A 17,758-nucleotide genomic window follows, 5' to 3' on the forward strand; every position below is an offset into this window, starting at 1 on the left:
GCCGCATAAGCTAGCCGGCTGGCCTTCCGATGTTCCCCGCAACGGTGCTCTGCTGGAGCATTCTTCCGCAGCGTCTGGACGGGAGGCGGTCAATTCTTGTTCTGTTCAGTACTCGCTTGCCAGCATCAGCGTAAGGACACGCAATGTCCTTTCCGAGTCGCTTGGATCTTCGGAGCCGTGCTGCATCTTCCTGTCGTAGTAGTCGATCTTCCAGAAGAACTTTCGCCCCACCAGGTCGAAGCTTCCGAAGTCGTGCTCGCCATGAGGATCGTTCTCCTCTGTAAACCCGGAGAAATCCGCCACCTGACGGAGCGCCTCGGCCTTTACGCAGTCGGGTAGCTCGGCGACTCCGATTGTCATCATTACCTTGCCGCCACAGAACGTGCGCCGGAAGGCATCGTTGAGAAGGGCGATACTATTCATCATCGCACTCCTCCGCGTCCTCGCTCCTGTAGGGCGTCATGTGACAAGCGCCGCAGTACGGACAGTCATCGTCACATTGTGCGGACCACACGTCGCTCCACTCGCGACTGCAATCCTCGCGGTGGTAGTAGTTGCGTACTAGCATCGTCGCCCTCCTAGATCAGGCCGGCGAGCACAAGTGCCGAGACGATCGTCTTGCCACCACATGCTTCGCAAAAGCCCTGGTCTTGATCGGGCTCCATGTCGGCGGTGTTGTTGCACCCCGCCGTCATGCAGATCGCGGGGCTCGCATCATTCAGGAGAGCTGCCAGCAAAAGATCGTCCAGGTCTTGGAAGCCTCTCTGGTCGCAGAGCGTCACCAGCTTTTGAACTCTCTCGGCAAGAGAAATGTTGGACATCGTGTCCTCCTCGCTACGAGCACCCGACCCATTCGGGTGCTCGTTCGCGAGGCGGAGCGAGCGTCCACTACTGAGCGAAATTAGAAGAAATGCTCAATCGACCGTATGGACGCTCGTCGCGATGCCTCCGCCTCGCCGCCGGGGCCCGGACATGCATGGCAGGTCCCGGATCGCGCGGCGGAACGTCGAAAGATCAAGTCTGCAACGATTCTCGCCGCTGACGCGAATTGAGTGGAGAGGCGAAATCGTGCTCGTGGGTCACGAGCCCGACGTGACCTGGGAAGGCGTTACATTCTCTCTGTAGGTGCGCGGGGAGTGAGAAAATGTGGCTCATGTCACCCGGAGTAACATGCTTCGCTCGCACCGATTATCGCAACGACAATTGCACCTTTGGGATGAAGGACGAAGACCGTTTCTCACACATCTACATCATCGGCAAGACAGGTACCGGCAAGTCGACCTTGATCGAGACGATGGCGCTCCAGGACATCGAGCGCGGATGTGGAATCGCTCTTATTGATCCTCACGGCGACTTGGTGGAGCGCATCGCGGCTCAGGTTTCCCCGAGACGCACATCAGACGTGATCTACTTAAATGCGTGCGATCCCTCCCAGCCGTATGGGTACAATCCCCTGCGGCATGTCCGTGAAGATCGGATTGCGCTCGCAGCTTCGGGCTTCATCGAAGTATTCAAGAAGATGTGGCCGGATGCATGGGGTGTGCGCATGGAGCACATTTTGCGCAATGTTTTGATGGCGCTGCTGGAGCAACCGCATGCCACGATGCACGACATGCTGCGCATCCTGTCGGATCGGAAGTTCCGCGCCGAGATCGCGCGACACTTGAAGAATGAGACGGTCAGGACGTTCTTCATAAAAGAGTTTGAGCGATTCTCGTTTGGCTACCGTGCCGACAGCACAGCGCCAATCCAGAACAAGGTGGGCGCCTTCCTTTCAGATCCGATACTCAACAGACTGCTAACTGCTCCCGAGCATGATCTCCACGTGCGGCAAATCATGGATGAGCGCAAAGTACTGCTGGTGAACCTGGCCAAAGGACAAATCGGTGAGGACAGCTCGTCGCTCCTGGGCGGATTGCTCGTCACTACGCTCGGGCTTGCTGCGTTTAGCCGCGCCGACCTACCGGAGTATGAACGGCGTCCCTTTTTTGTCTACGTTGACGAGTTTCAAAACTTTACGACGCTCGCCATGGCGAATATGTTCTCAGAACTTCGCAAGTATCGGGTCGGCTTTACAGTCGCCCATCAGTATCTTCACCAGCTTGAGCCGGAGGTGCGTCACGCGGTGTTAGGGAATGCAGGGACAATCATTTCGTTCAGAGTTGGCTCGGAGGATGCGCCATATCTTGCTCGGGAGTTTCAGGGACGATTTGATGAGATTGATCTATTGCAGCTGCCCAACTACCGCATCTACTTAAAGCTTATGATCGATGGAGTCCCTTCGGCGGCATTCAGTGCGACGACGCTGGCTCCGATGAGGCGGTGAGCCTCAGAGGACGGCGACGAGCTAGCTCGTAGACGGTCGTGTTGGAAATGGCCCGGGGGAAGATGGATGTAAAGCCTTGGCATCGTTGTTAATCCTGCGCCTTATCCCCTGGATCACCGGCATGGATAGAGAGTCAGGGGGTGTCTCCAGCGGCGTCTTGAGGGCTTCTGAGGCAATGAATGCGTCGCCAGGCACCTGCAAACGCATGGTGATCAAACCGGCGCGGCGCGTACGGCAGGACGCTTCGCCAGGGCCCGCGAATCGGGCGCTACAATCAAGCCGACCGGTTCATGCTTGCGCGCTTTTTTCCGTAGATGCCCGGATTGCCAATTTCGGAACACAGCGTTCTACTCGCGGAACGCCGGGAGATGATTTCATACTTAAACTTTTTTCACAAATTCCGGTGGCGAGGCCGCGGGACGGTATCCCGCGGCCTCATTCATTTCCGTCAGTTGAGAGCCCCTGATAGTCCCCTTCCGGCCAATGTTTTGTCCCAGACTTTGATGGTGCATCCTTATCGCACGATTCGAAGGAAGCACTATAGGACAAGTTTTACACGGCTGCGCCACCACGACTGAGGCAGTCCGTCCAGCAATACAAAATAGTCAAGAGAGCCTGAGAGCCCCAGGCGCTACGGGATCAACCAGAAGACTGTGGCGAAGGGGAAGCAGCGCGGGACTGTCATCGATCTGCCGACAGGCCCTAAGGAAGCCAAGTCGACTATCCTCGTACGCGAGGCAATCCCTAACCCCCGGAGGCTTCTTCGCATATTCAACTCTGAAGCAAGGGTATCGGCTTCGTGCTTACGAATGAGTTGTGGTTTGTCCTTGATCCATCTAGCTTAGGTGCTCGCACAGGAACATATATATTATTTGCACAACTGATTTGATAAGCCCCGCGTGCTTGGGCGGACTTGCGGAAGCTGCTGCGGCGCAAACCTCTAATACAAAGCTGGGGGACGAAATGCAGATATCGCTAAGCGAAGCAAAGGCCCAGTTGCTGAGGGGAACGCCTCTTTCCTGGACGAAGTTCGACACCCACAAGGCGGGCTCGATAACGCTTAATACGCCCGGCCTAAGACGGCTATTCAGATTTCTTGTCGAACAAAACCCTTCCAAGGTCGCTGAGGCGAGCGAGGCACTCTTCCCTGGTCTCATAGCAGCATGGGAGGCCACAGATGATCCCGCATCATCGACCGCAACCAAAACGGATGTCGCCGCTGGTGGCACTTGGAGGCTCGCTCGCATCGAAGCCAAGAATTTCGCAGGCCTGACGACTTGGGACGGTCCATCTTTCGACATGATCATCGGCGGCGAAAACTGGTGCTTAGAAGGGCAGAACGGATGTGGGAAGACTTCTCTAAGCAACGCCATCCTATGGGCGCTGACAGGAAAGCGCGTTCGTGAGCAGGATGGACTTATCGATGAATTAGGAGAACGAGCACCAGTCAACAGTACCGGAGGAAAAGAGGTCGGCTCCTGGCCCTCTATCGTGTCCTACCCCAAGACCGCCGCAGAGCTCGCAAAAGAGGCCGTCGCTAGGGTACGGCTCACCTTTGAAAACGAAAAAGGCGAGAAAGCGCTGGCGGAACGCAAACTCACGTCGCCTAAAGACGGCGCAGCCTCAATTGAAGTATCAGTAGATGCGAGGCTGACGACAATTCCCCAACTGCTTGAGACCGGGCTCTTAATGCCCGCACGAATCCCTCGCATAGGTTTTGGCGACAAAAGCCAGTCGCTCTATGAGGGCGTAAAGCTTCTCACGGGCCTCGACCAACTTGGAGATATCGCCGATGGCGCAGCGAAGCTGGGAAACAAAGCCCAACGCTTTTACAAATATGCTAAGGATCAAGGCATTGACGCAATTGTAGGCTCGTTCACAACGAACATAGGCAAGGCAGAGATCCACGCCAAAGCCTTAGCGATCGACCTTTCCAGTCTCCGAACACTCGGCGAGAAAGACCATCATAGATCACTTCTTGACGCTGCGAAGTCGGCCTCCGCTCAAGCTGCCGAACACATCGCAACTCTCAAGACCGAGATTGCAGACACCCTGGACACAAGCGTTGCGGCCGTTCGAGCCCGGGTAAAGCAAGCTGCAGAGAGCGCTCGCGCTATTACGAAGTTAGGAGGAAATGGAATCGTACAGTTCGAAGCCTGGGTAGCTCTGAAAACCGCTTTTAAGGATGAGAATTTTAGGTCTCTTCCCAACGCTATAGTGGCGTCAAAAAAGCAACTCGACGAAGCCGTGCATTGGCACGAGCGCCAGAGGGAAGACGCAAGATTGAGACTCAAGGCGCTAGCGGCGCAATACTTCGTTGAGCCTGAAGGCGACACTCTCGCGATATGCCCGCTCTGCGAAGGACAGCTTACAAATGAACAGCAAAAGAGCCTTGCAGCCCAACTTGTGGAATTGCGGGCGCACGCGTCCGCGGCAGAACGGAAGATTGACGACGCTTGCGGCGCCATAGATCGGGAATTGCAGGCACTATTGACGTCCGACGTCCGAAAGCACTTCGACCTTCTTCGCACGATGGTTCCGAAGAGCGCGTATTCGGAGGCTGCGCGTTCTCGCTTTGCGACGAATGAAGCCTTCAGCGATGTGCTCACCGGTATCGCCAAACTCACTAACGAGATTGTCGATGAACAGGCGGCTGCCCTCCCGGATTTTACGGGACCGACCATGGAGGCCTTGTCGCCAGGTGCTCCTCAGTCCGTGATCGACCTCTGCCAAACCATGCATTCACTCAAGGTCGTATCTGACCTCGCGCTGTGGTGGGAAAGCAATGCAAGTGCCTTTCGTGACGCGTGGTCGCAACTCATCGGCAAGACGACGGAAAAAGATGATCCCCCCACGCGATCCATCGCGGGCCAACTGCATACTCTTGAACAAGCGATCGAGAAAGCAGAACCTCTAGATCAGCTTGCTGTCAATCTGCTTGCTGCGGCGGACGCCGTCGAAAAATGGGAGGCTATAAAAAAGCATCAGCGCGTTCGCGAAGCAATCATTGAGGCCTTAGAACCGCTCAAAGAATTAAGGCACCTAGTCGGGGCAGAAACGGCAAGGTCGATAACGACTCTTTCCGGTCGCATACGCGCGGTCCTCGACAGGATTCGCTTAAAGGAACGCTTCCTGTTTCGGGACGCATCCTTGGGGCGCAAGTCAATCAATGTGCAGGGCGGCTTCGAACCCGGTCTTCAGATCGATGCATTATTGGTCGCAAACACATCGTGGCTGCGTGCAATCCTATGGGCATTTGTCTTTGCACTGCGCGAAGAGACAATCGAGGCGGCAGGCTCCAACCCGATGCCGCTTGTCCTTATGGACGACCCCCAAGTTACTTTTGACCCCCGTAACAAGCGAAAATGGGCGCAAGAAATCGCTCGCCTCGCCAACGCGGATTCGCCCGACCAACTCGGAATGCACTTGATCATTACGACGCATGAACGCCAGTTCCTTCAATTTCTCGTTGACGAGCATCTGTTGAGCGGGCAACAAGGTCTAGTTGCTCCTCTCAACAAAACGTCACCCGTTGTGACAATAGTAAACGGTACCAACGTCGATCGGCTGTACTACAAAGCCGAAGCCGATAACGATGACTCCGTCGCTAGGCAGTTTATTGCCGCTGTAAGAGTCTACAGCGAAGATTTGCTGAAGTGCATGATGCGGGCCGAAAGCCCGGAGATTGCGGATATGAGCCTCGATTCATTGCGAAACGAGTTGAAGCGCTTGCGCGAGACGCACGTGGCTCCATTCAACCGCCAGCCCTTTAAAGAGCTCGTTGACATGCTCATGGGTGGCGGCGGCAAAGAAATGAACATAATCAATGATCCTCACCACAAAGATAACGAAACCCTGGGATTGGCGCAGGCAGCCGATATAAAGAAGTTCTGGGATAACCAACTTCGGCCCAAGTTGCATCAAGCGTTCCATGTATGCGCGCAATTCGAAGCGTTTGCTGGCGAGCCGCGAATGTTTGCGTGGCGGGACAATGTTGTTGCGTTCCCGAACGGTCACAGGGACACGCTAAAGGCACTTACGCTGATGAAGACCGGCGTGGCCGCTGCGGCGAAGACGGACGGGAAAGCGGGCGATGGAATCGTCACCCTCAAGGAATGGGATTCAGCCCAACCTGTAAAACTCTTCAATCACGATATCTACCAGCTAGCGGCCGCTACACTCGATCCGGTCGCAGGAATCGGAGACTTTCTGATCGTTTCGAATTTTGCCCCCGTGACCAAGCACAGCTTGGTGGTCGCAACTTTTGGCGAACAGCTGTTGGCCCGCCGACACAGCGAAACAGATCTTCACCCAACGATGGCGGTCTTAACAGGGCAAACGCTCGAACCTCATCAACTCCCTCAGCCAGTGATCGCACCAAAAGAAATGGTGCAGCAAAAAAAGATCGTTGGGACATTGTTCGTCTCCCACATTGCATCCCCACCGCCCTATAACGTCAACCAGGAGGTACGGGCGGTAAGCGACTTTCATTTGGTCGAAAAAGCTTTAGCGAATGCGCGTCTGTTCGAAGTACACGGTCGAAGCGCCGAGCCTATCGCGCTCGACGGGCAATTTCTTGTCACTCATCCCACGACATTTAGTCCAGACACATTAATGCGGCTCGAAGGGCGGCTTGTCGTGGCGATAGACGACACGGGCGAAAGGTACTTCAAGCGTCTGCGCGTCCACAACAAGATCGTCGTCTTGGAAAGCCTCAACCCTGACGGTACCACTCCAGCCCAGTTGCTTAGTTTGGACAAATCGCAAGGCTTATCTGTGCTGACCGATTTACTGGAAGTGGTCGGCGTTCTCTTTGAGCTCCCGGGCCAAGGCCCCAAAGCATCCTAGAGCCGACCCGGTTGGTTAGGTCATTAACGAATGCCGTCTCCACTCTCCTTGTCGATCGTGTGCCAGCAAAAACGATGTTGTGGCAGCTGGCAGTCCGGTGAGGAGGTATGAATGACCAAGTTCGCTCGTGCGAACAGCATGTTGTCCATCGTTATTGTGTCGTACCATTCTCTAGAATTTTACGCAAGCAATGCCTATTTACTCTCCGCGGGGGCCGAGAATCCTAAGCGAGAATGGTTCGAGTTCACCCTGCGCTGCGGCTGTGTCGGAATTCGTGCAGCGACGCGCGCGATAAGATCGCAGTGTGGACCCGAGGAAGACGGGTCATTCCCCTGCTCCGCATCCTGTAGCGCCGTAGTTTCGATAAGGGTCGATTTGCCGGCGCCTGTCTCGCCGACGAACATACACGAACCAATCTTCTGTTTTGATCCCGGAGATGCGCTGGTGGTTGCGACAATCACGCGTGCAGAATGAATGACCTCACCAGCGTCCATCGCGGCGCATCGTGTCTTTGATCGTATTCGGTCGCTACACCTGCGGGTGTGACGAAACTTGTGCAGAGATAGCTTCGACGCGAAATCGATACGAAAACAGCGTGGAAAGAAAGAAGTACGCTCGACGCGCGCCAGCGAGCACACGGTCTTCCGCCATTTAACTCATTTTCGTCTTCGGGTTGCGGATATTTGCCAGCGGCGCATATTTTTCCCGTTATCGCCACCGTCACTTCAGTAGTCATAATCTGGCTTGTATGAGTAATCGAAGTCAGGTTTTTGGCCATTCGGCTATTCTGCACGAAATGTTCAGGCATTCGTCGCACTGTTTGCGGAGCTGCAGCAACTGCGCTACCGTGTGCGAAAGGCCGAGGCGAGGATAATCCCCGGAAGGCCGTGTGTCTCACTAACGCGTCAGTGGAAGACGACATCTTTGACGAAGCTAAGAGTGAAGGACTCGCAGTACCCGCACGACACGATCAAGTGCAATTCAGAGCGGATTGCTACTGATGCCATCCGACGCTGTAGTCGCGCTACGAGCCGGCGTCGCACCCAGGTACGATGCTCCTTCCGGGGTGTGGTGGCCGCGCTCGTGCCAAACAGGTGCCACGCTCAAGAGGCCTCCTCGACTATGATCTTGAAATACTTGGCGATCCCGGGAAGACTCGAACTTCCGACCTACGGTTTAGGAAACCGTCGCTCTATCCGGCTGAGCTACGGGACCGCGGAACCCGCAAGTCAGGCGGGTTGCCTGGAGGTGTACATATCAAAGCGGAGACGGGATCGGAAGCCCTCCACGTTGCCCAATACGAAGGGCTGCCGCTCGGCCTCACGCCTTGATATTGTTGTCCTTCACCACCTTGCCCCAATAGGCGACCTGCTTGTCGAAGAAGGTCTTGAAGGCCGCGCCGTCCTGGAGCAGCAGCGTCATGTGCTGGGTGTCCTTGAGCTGGGCGGCGGTCGCGGGCTCGCTGAGGATTTCCTTGGACGCCGTCGCCATGGCTGCGACGATATCGGGCGGCGTGCCTGCGGGCGCGAAGATGCCCCACCAGGCCAGCGTCTCGAAATCGGGAAAGCCCGCCTCGATCGCGGTCAGCGTATCCGGCAGGGCCGGCAGCCGCTCGCGACCGAGCTGCAGGATCGGATGCAGCATGTTGGTGCCGAGCTGGGCGGCGACCAGCGCCGCCGATCCCGCGATGAGATCGACATGGCCGCCGAGCACGTCGTTCATGGCCGGACCGCCGCCGCGATAAGGCACGTGCATGATCTCGACCCCGGCCTTGCTGCCGAGCACGGTCATGGCGAGATGGCCGAGCGTGCCGATGCCGACGGAGGCATATTTCACCGCGCCCGGGGTCGCCTTGCAGGCGGCCACCACGTCGGCAAAGCTCTTGTAGGGGCGGCCGGCGCCGGCCGCGATCACATAGGGTGCGGTGCCGATCAGCAGCACCGGCATCAGCTCACGCTCGACATCGACCGGCGGCTTGTCGAGGATCGACGGAATCACCGCGTGGGAATCGAAGGTGACCAGGAACGAGGTGCCGTCGGCCGGGCTCTTGGCGACTTGCGCCGCGCCGAGCGCGCCGGCGGCGCCGGACTTGTTCTCGACCACGACGATGCGACCGAGCTTGGTTTGCAGGCTGGCCTGCAACAGCCGCGCCATCGCATCGGTCGAGCCGCCCGGCGGAAACGGCACGACCAGCGTGATCTTGCCAGCCTGCGCCGCCGCCGGTGCCATTGCGAGAATGGCCGGTGCAGCCAGCAGCGTACGTCGTGTGATCGTCATGGTCCCCTCCCTTTTTGCTTCAGCGCCCGGCTTTTGCTCTTTGGCGCTACAGCATGATCCGGAAAAGTGTGCAGCGGTTTTCCGATAAGATCATGCTCAAGAAGATACCCTAAGCGCGAAGCGCTTAAGTCGTCCCGAAGCCCGACCCCGCTTTTCTGTATTCTGGCCGAGGCGGACTGAAGATGTCCAGCACCCGGGCCCCATTGGGGCCGGCGCGCATGGTGTGCGGCACATTGCCCGGCGTGCGCCAGAAATCGCCCTTCTTCACGGCAATCTCCTCATCGCCCTGGACGCGGATGGCCGAGCCGTCGAGCAGCACGCCCCATTGCTCCTCGGGATGATGGTGCAGCGTGCCCTGCGCATGCGGCGCCAGCGTCACCACCGACAGCATCGCCTGCTCGCCGGAGAAGATGCGCGTAGTCACCCCTGCCGCGAGCTCGCGGAACAGCCCGTCGCTGGTGTCGTCGATATTGTGGAATTCTTCCCTCTGACTCACGCCATCCTCCCCTTCGTTCTCGCCTGATCAGGACTTGCCATACGAGCCCTGGTAGCGGCCCTCGCGGATCGCCTTCATGGTCTCCTCCTCGCGCGCGACCTGGGCGCGGACGGCTTCGAGCAGCGCCGCGGCGCCGGCGGCGGGAAACGACACCACGCCATCCTCGTCGCCGACCACGATGTCGCCGGGCGAGATCACGCTGCCGCCGATCGTGACAGGCACGTTGATCTCGCCGGGGCCGTTCTTGTAGGGACCGCGATGGATCACGGCACGGGCGTAGCAGGGAAAGTCGTCGGCCGCGAACGCCGCGACATCGCGGATCGCGCCGTCGATCACATAGCCCTCGGCTTTGCGCCACTGCGCGATGTTCTTCATGATCTCGCCGACCAGCGCGCGGGTCTCGTCGCCGCCGCCATCGACCACGATGACGTCGCCGGGGCCGACCAGCTCGAGCGCGCGGTGGATGGCGAGATTGTCGCCGGGGCGGGTGCGCACCGTGAAGGCCGTGCCCACCAGCTTAGCCCCGCGGTGATAGGGTTTTAGCCCGACCGCGCCGGGCAGCCGCGCGAGATTGTCCGAGATGACCGAGGTCGGCGCACCGCGAAAGCCCTCGATGATCTCGGCCGGCGGCTTCGGCACGCTGTTGGCTGCGATGGTAATGGTCATGTCCTGGAGTCCTTCCGTCAATCAATCGGCATGCGCCCGCGCCTTTGCCGGCCAAATCCGGAAGGCGCGCCCTTCCTTCATCCACGTTGCGCGCTCGTCGCGCAACAGCGTGCGGCGGACTTTTCCGGAATCATCGCGCGGCGGGGCGCCGACGATCTCGAAGCTTTCCGGATGCTTGTAGCGGCTGAGCCTGTCCTTCAAGAACTCCGCCATGGCGTCGGCGATCGCCTGGCCGTCGGCGTCGCCCTCCGGCTCGATGATGGCATGCACGCGCTGGCCCAATTCCGGATCGGGCAACCCGACCACCACGCAGGAGCGCACGCCGGGAGCCTCGGACACGGCAGCCTCGACCTCGGCCGGATAGATGTTGGCGCCGCCGCGCAGCACCATGTCGGCGAGGCGGTCGCCGAGATAGAGATAGCCTTCCGCATCCAGCCTGCCGATATCGCCGAGCGATTCCCAACCATCGCTGCGGCGCTTCGGCTCGGCGCCGAGATAGTGATAGGTCGCGTCCCTGCCGTCGTTGTTGAGGAAATAAATCTCGCCGGTCTCGCCGGGCGCGACGTCGTTGCCGTCCTCGCCGATGATGCGCAGCTTCGCCATCTCGCCGATCTTGCCGACCGAGCCCTTGTGCGTCAGCCATTCCGTGCCGGAGATGATGCATGAGCCTTGCCGCTCGGTACCGCCATAGAGCTCCCAGACCCGCTCCGGCCCGAGCCAGGCGATCCAGTTCTCCTTCAGCCAGGGCGGCATCGGAGCTGCCATGTGGAAGACGGTCTGTAGGCTCGACAGATCGTAGGCGTTGCGCACCTGCTCCGGCAGCGCCCAGATCCGGTGCATCATGGTCGGCACGAAATTGACCCATTGCACGCGCTCGCGTTCGATCTGCCGCAGCGTCTCCTCGGCGTCGAATTTGACGAGACCGGTGAGCTGGCCGCCGGTGAACAGCGCGTAGTGCGACACGATGAACGGCGCATTGTGGTAGAGCGGACCCGGATTGAGCAGCGAGACCCCGAAGGGGATATTGAGCGGCGGCGCGGCGACCGTGTCGGTCACGGCCGGCTGATGATCGAGGATCACCTTCGGCCGGCCGGTCGAGCCGCCCGAGGTCATGGCCTTCCAGTAGCGCGCCACCGGCGGATTGAGCGGCTCGTCCGAAAATCCTGCCGGTACGAAATCCGCCGGGAGGCGGTTCGGGGCGTTCCAGTCGGCCTCGCCGCCGACCACCAGCGACGGCCTGAGAATGTCGAGCACGGCCGCGGCCTCGCCGCGCGGCAGCCGCCATGACAGCGAGGTCGGCGTCGCACCACACTTCCACACCGCAAAGGAGGTCTCGAAGAACGTATTGCCGTTGGGCAGTCCGATTGCGACGAAATCGCCGGGCTTGACGCCTTTGGCCATAAATGCCCGCGCGCGCCGGTTGGCGCCGCGCTCGAGCTCGTCCCAGGTCAGCGTGTCCTGCCCGTGACGGACGGCGATCGTGCCATGTGGTTTGCGTTCAGCGTACCAGCGCGGCACGTCGGACAGGGGCAGCAGCATCGGGCGTTTCCATTTCGTTTTCTTGGCGTCTTTTTTGGCGTCGCCTCAGATGAGGCGCTCGCAAGGCGAAGTGTAGCAGCCCGCCGAGGCGGCGCTGTGACTCATGCGCCACGTCAAGCACAAAATGTCAGCATCCCAGCCATGAAATTCCCGGGTTCCATGGGTGACAAGCCGGCGATAAAGAGGCAAAAATCTGGCTCGACTCAGTTCGGGTTGAGTTTTGCAAGGAATGCTCTCGTAGAATGTCGTCCGTGATAGCATTGCGTCGTGCGGCGCTGGTTCTTTTTGCCGCGGCAGGATTTTTCCTGCTGACGCACGCGCATGCCCAGGCGCAATGGTGGAAACGCGCGCCGGTCGATTTCGAGGAATGCGCCGACGCCGCCGAGAAGGCCGCCACCAAGTCCGAGAAGACATCCGCACTTGCCGATTGCAACGCCAAGTTCGCCGGCCGCCGCAAGGCAGGCGGCGGATACTCCTATTACGACTTCCTGCAGGATCGCACCTTCGACATCGCCGGACCCAATCCGACGCCGGAGGAGCAGAAGAAGATCGACGCAGCCTATACCGCCTATCTCGCCAAAGAGCGCCGCAGCAACGAAGCGGCCGAGGCCGCCGCCCGTCAACAGCGCGAGCAGCAGGAACTGCAAGCGCGGCAACTCCAGCAGGTCGCGCTGCGAACCGACGTCGCGCGCGTGCCCGTCCCGGTCGAGCGGCCAAAGGTGCAGCAGACCGTCGGTCAGCGCTCGAAGGGCGCGTGCACCAAAGGCTCATTCTCCTGCGAATGGCCGCGGCTGTCGGAAAGCTTGAACGATCTGAAGAAGCTGTTCAATCCGACCCCGAGCAAGCCGGCGAAGAAGGGCTGAGCTACAGCCGTCATTGCGCGATGATCGTAGGGTGGGCAAAGGCGCAAAGCGCCGTGCCCACCACCCCTGGCAAGACAAAGAAGTTGGTGGGCACGCTCCGCTTTGCCCACCCTGCGACAGCGGGTGCGGAGCGTCAGTTCGGTTGCTTCTTCTTGCCGCGCTTCGATTTGACCGTTGGCACATCCACCGGCGCAGTCGTCGGCGAACTGCCCAACTGCGACCTGCTCTCCTGCAACCGCCTATCATAGCCGGGCGAGTTCACGACCGTCGGCGGTCTCGCAAGAGCGAGCGTCGATGCGCCGCAAAGCGCGGCAAGCGCGAGCCCGATCATCAAGCTACGTTTCATCGATCCCTCCTTGCACTCAAACCACCGCGCGAATCTGCTGCGGCGTCAGACGCGGCGGACCGTTGCCGGCTGCCTCGGCCTGATTGATCAGCGCAACAATGCGGCGCATCAGCGGCACCTCGACATGGTTTTGCTCGGCGAGCGCGATGACGGCGCCCTGGAGATAGTCGATCTCGGTCTTGCGTCCCTGCTTCAAATCCTGCCACATCGAGGAGCGCGCCTCGGGATCGATCTTCATGGTCCGCCCCAGGATCGCGTTGAAGATCGTGTCGGGCAGCCGCAGCAAGGCCGGCGTCCAGTTCATCGGGATCGGCGTTGCCGAGACCGGCGCGATGCCGGCGGCCTTCAGCGCGGCGAGCCCCTCGGCCATCTGGTCGGCGAACAGCCTGCGCCAGTCGCGGTTTGCCAGTTGCGCGGCGAGCGGCAAGTCGGACAATGCGCTGAGCGCATTGTTGAGATTGATGATCAGCTTGCCCCATTGCACGCCGGTGATGTCACCGCTCGCGCGCACCGTGAGGCCGGGCACCGAGAGCGCCGCGGCCGTGTTCCCAGCGTCCTCTCCGACATGGATGTCGCCGGAGGTCGAGCGGTGGAAACGGCCCTCGCCCATCGCGATCACATTGAACGGCACCATGCCCGCGAGCACGTGGCGGCCACCGAGGCGGTCGCGCAGCACCGCGATATTGCCGATGCCGTTCTGCAGCGAAACGATGACGGCATCCTCAGGCGCATGCTGCGCGATCTGATCCGCGACATCGGCGGTGTCGGCGCTCTTGACCGTGACCAGCACGATGCCGGCGCTGTGGAAGATCGCGGGGTCCTCCGACAGCGCGAGCTGCCCTGCGCCAAGCTTCGTCTCGGAGCCGTCGAAATCCGTCAATCGCAGGCCGAACCGCTCGATCTCGGTCTTCACCCGCGGCCGCACCAGCAGCGCGACACGGCGGCCCGAGGCCGCCAGCATGCCGCCGACGAAACAGCCGATGGCGCCCGCGCCGGCCACCACGATCGGTCGATCCGTCATCACCTCGCCTTGCTCCCTGAACGACCCGCCCTCGATAGCAGAGGCGAGGCCGGCAACCAATCGCGGCGCATCCGCCTTGTAACCGTCATGAGAGCCCCATATGTTTTCGGCCCGGGGGCAGCCAGCGGCGAGCGCTCGCCGAACGAGACGCCAAAGGAGAGCACCATGGGTCTACTCGACGTCCTCAACGGCATGCAGAACGGCCCCCGCGGCCCCTCCACACCCAGCTCCGAGAAATCCTCCGGCGGCATGTCGCCGATGACCATGGCGATCATTGCCCTGCTTGGGTGGAAGGCCTTCAAGCATTTGACGGCAGGCCAGCCCGGCGCGGCGCCTGCCCCGCAGCAGCGCTCTCCGCTGCCGCCTCCGACGCCCGTGAACACCGGCAGCAGCGGCGGCCTCAGCGATTTGCTCAAGGGCGGGCTCGGCGGCTTGCTCGCCGGCGGCGCGGCCGGAACCGTGCTGAGCGGCGGCCTCGGCGATCTCCTCAACCAGCTCCAGCAGGGCGGCCACGGCGAGGCTGCGAACTCCTGGGTCGGCAAGGGCGAGAACAAGCCGATCGCGCCCGGCGACCTTGCCAGCGCACTCGGCGCCGACCAGATCGAGAGTCTGTCCGCCCAGAGCGGCCTGCCGCGCGACGAATTGCTCAACGGCCTCAGCCAGTATCTGCCGCAGGTGATCGACCATCTGACGCCGGACGGACGGCTGCCGACCGAGACCGAGCTCTCCGGCAAACTTTAATCGGACGTTGATCGACGCGCTTTCGGGAAGGGGAGCACACTCATGAGCATGGGCGGCCTGTTGTGGATCATCGTCGTCGGCTTCATCGCCGGCCTCATCGCGCGCTGGCTGGCGCCGGGACCGAACAACCCGAGCGGCTTCATCCTCACGACCATCCTCGGCATCGCCGGCGCGTTTCTCGCGACCTTCATCGGTCAGGCCATCGGCCATTACAGCCCCGACCAGGGCGCTGGCTTCATCATGGCCACGCTCGGTGCGGTGGTGGTGCTGTTCATCTGGCACCGGCTGGTGGCGAGCGGCGTGATCAAGGGGTAGGCACTGTCACGAAGCGCTGATCTCGCCCCTCAAACTCCCTGTCGTCCCGGACAAGCGAAGCGCAGATCCGGGACCCATAACCCCAGGGAGTGGTTTGGCGAAGACTCGGAGTGACCAGAGTCGCGCGGCAACTTCTCCCTGTGGTTATGGATCCCCGCGTTCGCGGGGATGACAGCGGAGATTGGAGCGCGATCTCACGTAATCAAATGCATCCCCGCATCCATGCGCACGACCTCGCCGGTCATGTTGCTGGAGGCCGGCATCGCCAGGAAGCAGACGAGTTGCGCGATGTCCTCGGCGGTCGACGCGACCCTGAGCGGCACCTTCGCCACCACGCTGTCGCGCACCTGCTTGGCGCCGGCTTCGCCGCGGCCCTTGGTGAACCAGGGCGTGTCGATATAGCCGGGGCAGACCGTGTTGACGCGGATCAGCGGCGCCAGCGCGCGCGACAGCGAGAGCGTCATGGTGTTGAGCGCGCCCTTGCTCGCGGCGTAGGCGATCGACGAGCCGACGCCGCTGATGCCGGCGACCGAGGACACGTTGACCACGGCGGAGGGCCGCTCCGAGGCCTTGGCGCCGGCTTCGAGCAGGCTGCGCGCGGCGCGCACCATCTGGAACGGGCCGATGGTGTTGACGCCATACACGCGCTGGAAATCTTCAGCCGACAATCCGTCGAGATCGGCATGGGCGACATGCTTGGTGGTGCCGGCATTGTTGACGAGGATGTCGAGCCGGCCCCAGGCGCTGGCTGCCGCGACGATCTTGCGGCAATCGTCGTCCTTTGAAACGTCGCCCTGCGCGACCAGGACTTCCGGAGAGCCCGCCTTGCGGCAGACGTCCGCGGTGGCCTCGGCTTCTTTCTGGCTAGAGGAATAGTTGATGACGAGCCGCGCCCCGCTTCGCGCGAGGATTTCCGCGGTTGCTGCGCCAAGTCCGGATGCGGACCCCGTCACGATTGCGCACAGACTATCTTTGGCCATCCGGATTTCCTTCCCCTGTATCTGATGCGAGCCTTAAGTCGCTGGCCTTGTTTAGCGAGTTTGCCGCGCCCTGCAAATCAAGCAAACTCCGCTAAGCGGAATTAGCCTCCTATTGATCCTTGCCCCCATGCCCGCGCCGCAGGTTGACCTGCGATCAACGCTTGTCAGGGCCATGGCTTTTTCGGATCATCGGGCGCAAGAAGACCTGCGCGGTTCGCTCCACCAGGCGGGACGCGCCAACGGCAAAACACGGGGAACGCTGTGGCGGAGAGTGATAACATCGTCGTCGAGACCGCGGAGAAGATCTTCGCCGATCTCGCCGATCCGCAAACCATCAACAACGACAAGAAGGATTCCTGGCAGGCGCCGCTGTGGCGGGCGCTGAGCGAAGCCGGCCTGCCATTGTCCTGGGTGCCCGATGATCTCGGCGGCTCCGGCGCGAGCCTTGCCGACGGCTTTGCGCTGCTGAACGCCGCCGGCCGTTTCGCCGTCGCGGTGCCGCTGGCCGAGACCATGCTGGCCGGCTGGCTGCTGGCGCAGGCGAAGATCGCATCCCCCGAGGGCGAGATGACGGTGCTGCCGGCCTCGCCGAAGGACCGCATCACCCTCGATGCCGATGGCTCGCTTTCCGGCCGCGCCCGCGGCGTGCCCTTTGCGAAAGCGGCAAAGCATTTTGCGGTGCTGGCGCACGGCAAGGATGGCGTCTCGATCGCGCTGGTCGATGCCGGCAAGGTCCGGATCGAGTCCGGCCTCAATGTCGGCTACGACCACAGCGACACCGTGACGCTCGACAAGGTCCAGCCCGTCGCGCGCAAGGCCGCGCCCAGGGAGTTTGACCAGACCACGATGATGCTGATGGGCGGCGTTGCGCGCAGCCTGCAGATCGCCGGTGCGCTGGAATCGATGCTCGACATCTCCGTGCGCTATTCCAACGAGCGCGTCGCCTTCGAGAAGAAGATCTCGAAATTCCAGGCCGTGCAGCACAATCTGGCGCGTCTCGCCGGCGAATCCGCCGCGGCTCTTGCGGCTGCGACCTCGGCCGCCGACGCCATCGCGAATGCGACGCGCTTCGACGACGAGGTCTATCTCGAAGCTGCCTCGGCAAAGATCCGCTGCGCGGAAGCCGCGGAAAAGGGCGGCGCCATCGCGCATCAAGTGCACGGCGCCATTGGCTTCACCCTCGAGCACATCCTGTACCGCTATTCGCTGCGGGCGCTGGCCTGGCGCGACGACTTCGGCTCGGAGAGCCACTGGGCCGTCGAACTCGGCAAGCTGGTCGCGACCAGAGGCGCCGACGAATTGTGGCCGCTCGTGGCGTCGCGCTGATCAGGGAGAGAAAC

At 61.0% G+C, this 17,758-nt stretch carries 16 protein-coding genes, 1 tRNA gene and 1 pseudogene; 7 read left to right on the forward strand and 11 right to left on the reverse strand.

Going from position 1 to position 17,758, the window contains the following annotated elements:
- Positions 1-105: 105 nt before the first annotated feature.
- Both XI03_RS12930 and XI03_RS12935 read right to left on the reverse strand, forming a co-directional pair.
- Positions 106-426, reverse strand: coding sequence for a DUF3768 domain-containing protein (locus XI03_RS12930; RefSeq protein ID WP_333935734.1), 321 nt, complete (start codon positions 424-426; stop codon positions 106-108).
- Between the two features lie 152 nt (positions 427-578).
- On the reverse strand, positions 579-821 hold the full coding sequence (locus XI03_RS12935; protein ID WP_271592351.1) for a hypothetical protein: 243 nt from the start codon (positions 819-821) through the stop codon (positions 579-581).
- A 323-nt stretch (positions 822-1,144) separates the two neighbouring features.
- On the opposite strand from XI03_RS12935, the gene XI03_RS12940 reads away from it, so the two are divergent.
- The 3 genes and pseudogenes from XI03_RS12940 (at position 1,145) to XI03_RS12950 (ending at position 7,174) form a co-directional block, all read left to right on the forward strand.
- Positions 1,145-2,326, forward strand: a complete 1,182-nt coding sequence (locus tag XI03_RS12940; protein ID WP_271592352.1) for a type IV secretory system conjugative DNA transfer family protein — start codon at positions 1,145-1,147, stop codon at positions 2,324-2,326.
- Positions 2,327-2,866: 540 nt separating this feature from the next.
- Positions 2,867-3,063 (forward strand): annotated as a pseudogene (locus tag XI03_RS12945) (IS481 family transposase); the annotation flags it as partial.
- 226 nt (positions 3,064-3,289) lie between these two features.
- Complete coding sequence (locus tag XI03_RS12950) at positions 3,290-7,174, forward strand: AAA family ATPase (RefSeq protein ID WP_271592353.1); 3,885 nt, start codon at positions 3,290-3,292, stop codon at positions 7,172-7,174.
- A 457-nt stretch (positions 7,175-7,631) separates the two neighbouring features.
- Here the strand turns inward: XI03_RS12950 and XI03_RS12955 are convergent, their stop codons facing one another.
- The 6 genes from XI03_RS12955 to XI03_RS12980 form a co-directional block, all read right to left on the reverse strand.
- Positions 7,632-7,952, reverse strand: a complete 321-nt coding sequence (locus XI03_RS12955; RefSeq protein WP_271592354.1) for a hypothetical protein — start codon at positions 7,950-7,952, stop codon at positions 7,632-7,634.
- 360 nt (positions 7,953-8,312) lie between these two features.
- Positions 8,313-8,389: transfer RNA gene (locus tag XI03_RS12960), tRNA-Arg, on the reverse strand.
- Between the two features lie 105 nt (positions 8,390-8,494).
- On the reverse strand, positions 8,495-9,451 hold the full coding sequence (locus tag XI03_RS12965; RefSeq protein WP_152102046.1) for a tripartite tricarboxylate transporter substrate-binding protein: 957 nt from the start codon (positions 9,449-9,451) through the stop codon (positions 8,495-8,497).
- A gap of 124 nt (positions 9,452-9,575) precedes the next feature.
- On the reverse strand, positions 9,576-9,947 hold the full coding sequence (locus tag XI03_RS12970) for a dimethylsulfonioproprionate lyase family protein (RefSeq protein WP_038947388.1): 372 nt from the start codon (positions 9,945-9,947) through the stop codon (positions 9,576-9,578).
- Between the two features lie 27 nt (positions 9,948-9,974).
- Complete coding sequence (locus XI03_RS12975; protein ID WP_038973561.1) at positions 9,975-10,613, reverse strand: RraA family protein; 639 nt, start codon at positions 10,611-10,613, stop codon at positions 9,975-9,977.
- A gap of 21 nt (positions 10,614-10,634) precedes the next feature.
- Positions 10,635-12,152 (reverse strand): AMP-binding protein, encoded by a 1,518-nt coding sequence (locus XI03_RS12980; RefSeq protein ID WP_028141818.1) that lies wholly within the window; start codon positions 12,150-12,152, stop codon positions 10,635-10,637.
- Between the two features lie 242 nt (positions 12,153-12,394).
- Between XI03_RS12980 and XI03_RS12985 the strand changes: the two genes are divergently transcribed.
- Entirely contained in the window at positions 12,395-13,015 is a 621-nt protein-coding gene (locus XI03_RS12985; RefSeq protein WP_038947386.1) for a hypothetical protein, read from the forward strand.
- Positions 13,016-13,148: 133 nt separating this feature from the next.
- Here the strand turns inward: XI03_RS12985 and XI03_RS12990 are convergent, their stop codons facing one another.
- Together XI03_RS12990 and XI03_RS12995 are read right to left on the reverse strand one after the other, a co-directional pair.
- Positions 13,149-13,361 carry a hypothetical protein gene (locus XI03_RS12990; RefSeq protein WP_038947385.1) on the reverse strand — a complete coding sequence of 71 codons (213 nt, stop codon included), beginning with the start codon at positions 13,359-13,361 and terminating at the stop codon, positions 13,149-13,151.
- A 16-nt stretch (positions 13,362-13,377) separates the two neighbouring features.
- Positions 13,378-14,385 (reverse strand): 2-dehydropantoate 2-reductase, encoded by a 1,008-nt coding sequence (locus XI03_RS12995; protein ID WP_028141821.1) that lies wholly within the window; start codon positions 14,383-14,385, stop codon positions 13,378-13,380.
- Positions 14,386-14,547: 162 nt separating this feature from the next.
- Here XI03_RS12995 and XI03_RS13000 point away from each other — a divergent pair, with 162 nt between their 5' ends.
- Positions 14,548-15,123 carry a YidB family protein gene (locus tag XI03_RS13000; protein ID WP_038947383.1) on the forward strand — a complete coding sequence of 192 codons (576 nt, stop codon included), beginning with the start codon at positions 14,548-14,550 and terminating at the stop codon, positions 15,121-15,123.
- Positions 15,124-15,165: 42 nt separating this feature from the next.
- Positions 15,166-15,438, forward strand: coding sequence for a GlsB/YeaQ/YmgE family stress response membrane protein (locus tag XI03_RS13005; RefSeq protein ID WP_080670147.1), 273 nt, complete (start codon positions 15,166-15,168; stop codon positions 15,436-15,438).
- A 194-nt stretch (positions 15,439-15,632) separates the two neighbouring features.
- Here XI03_RS13005 and XI03_RS13010 read toward each other — a convergent pair whose 3' ends face one another.
- The gene (locus XI03_RS13010) at positions 15,633-16,418 is read right to left on the reverse strand and encodes an SDR family NAD(P)-dependent oxidoreductase (RefSeq protein WP_028141824.1); all 786 of its coding nucleotides are present in this window, start codon (positions 16,416-16,418) and stop codon (positions 15,633-15,635) included.
- 261 nt (positions 16,419-16,679) lie between these two features.
- On the opposite strand from XI03_RS13010, the gene XI03_RS13015 reads away from it, so the two are divergent.
- Positions 16,680-17,744: an acyl-CoA dehydrogenase family protein gene (locus tag XI03_RS13015; protein ID WP_271592355.1), complete on the forward strand. Its 1,065-nt coding sequence runs from the start codon at positions 16,680-16,682 to the stop codon at positions 17,742-17,744.
- Positions 17,745-17,758 lie beyond the last annotated feature (14 nt).

The sequence above is a fragment of the Bradyrhizobium sp. CCBAU 65884 genome, assembly GCF_028128835.1.
In the GTDB taxonomy this organism is placed as follows: domain Bacteria; phylum Pseudomonadota; class Alphaproteobacteria; order Rhizobiales; family Xanthobacteraceae; genus Bradyrhizobium; species Bradyrhizobium ottawaense.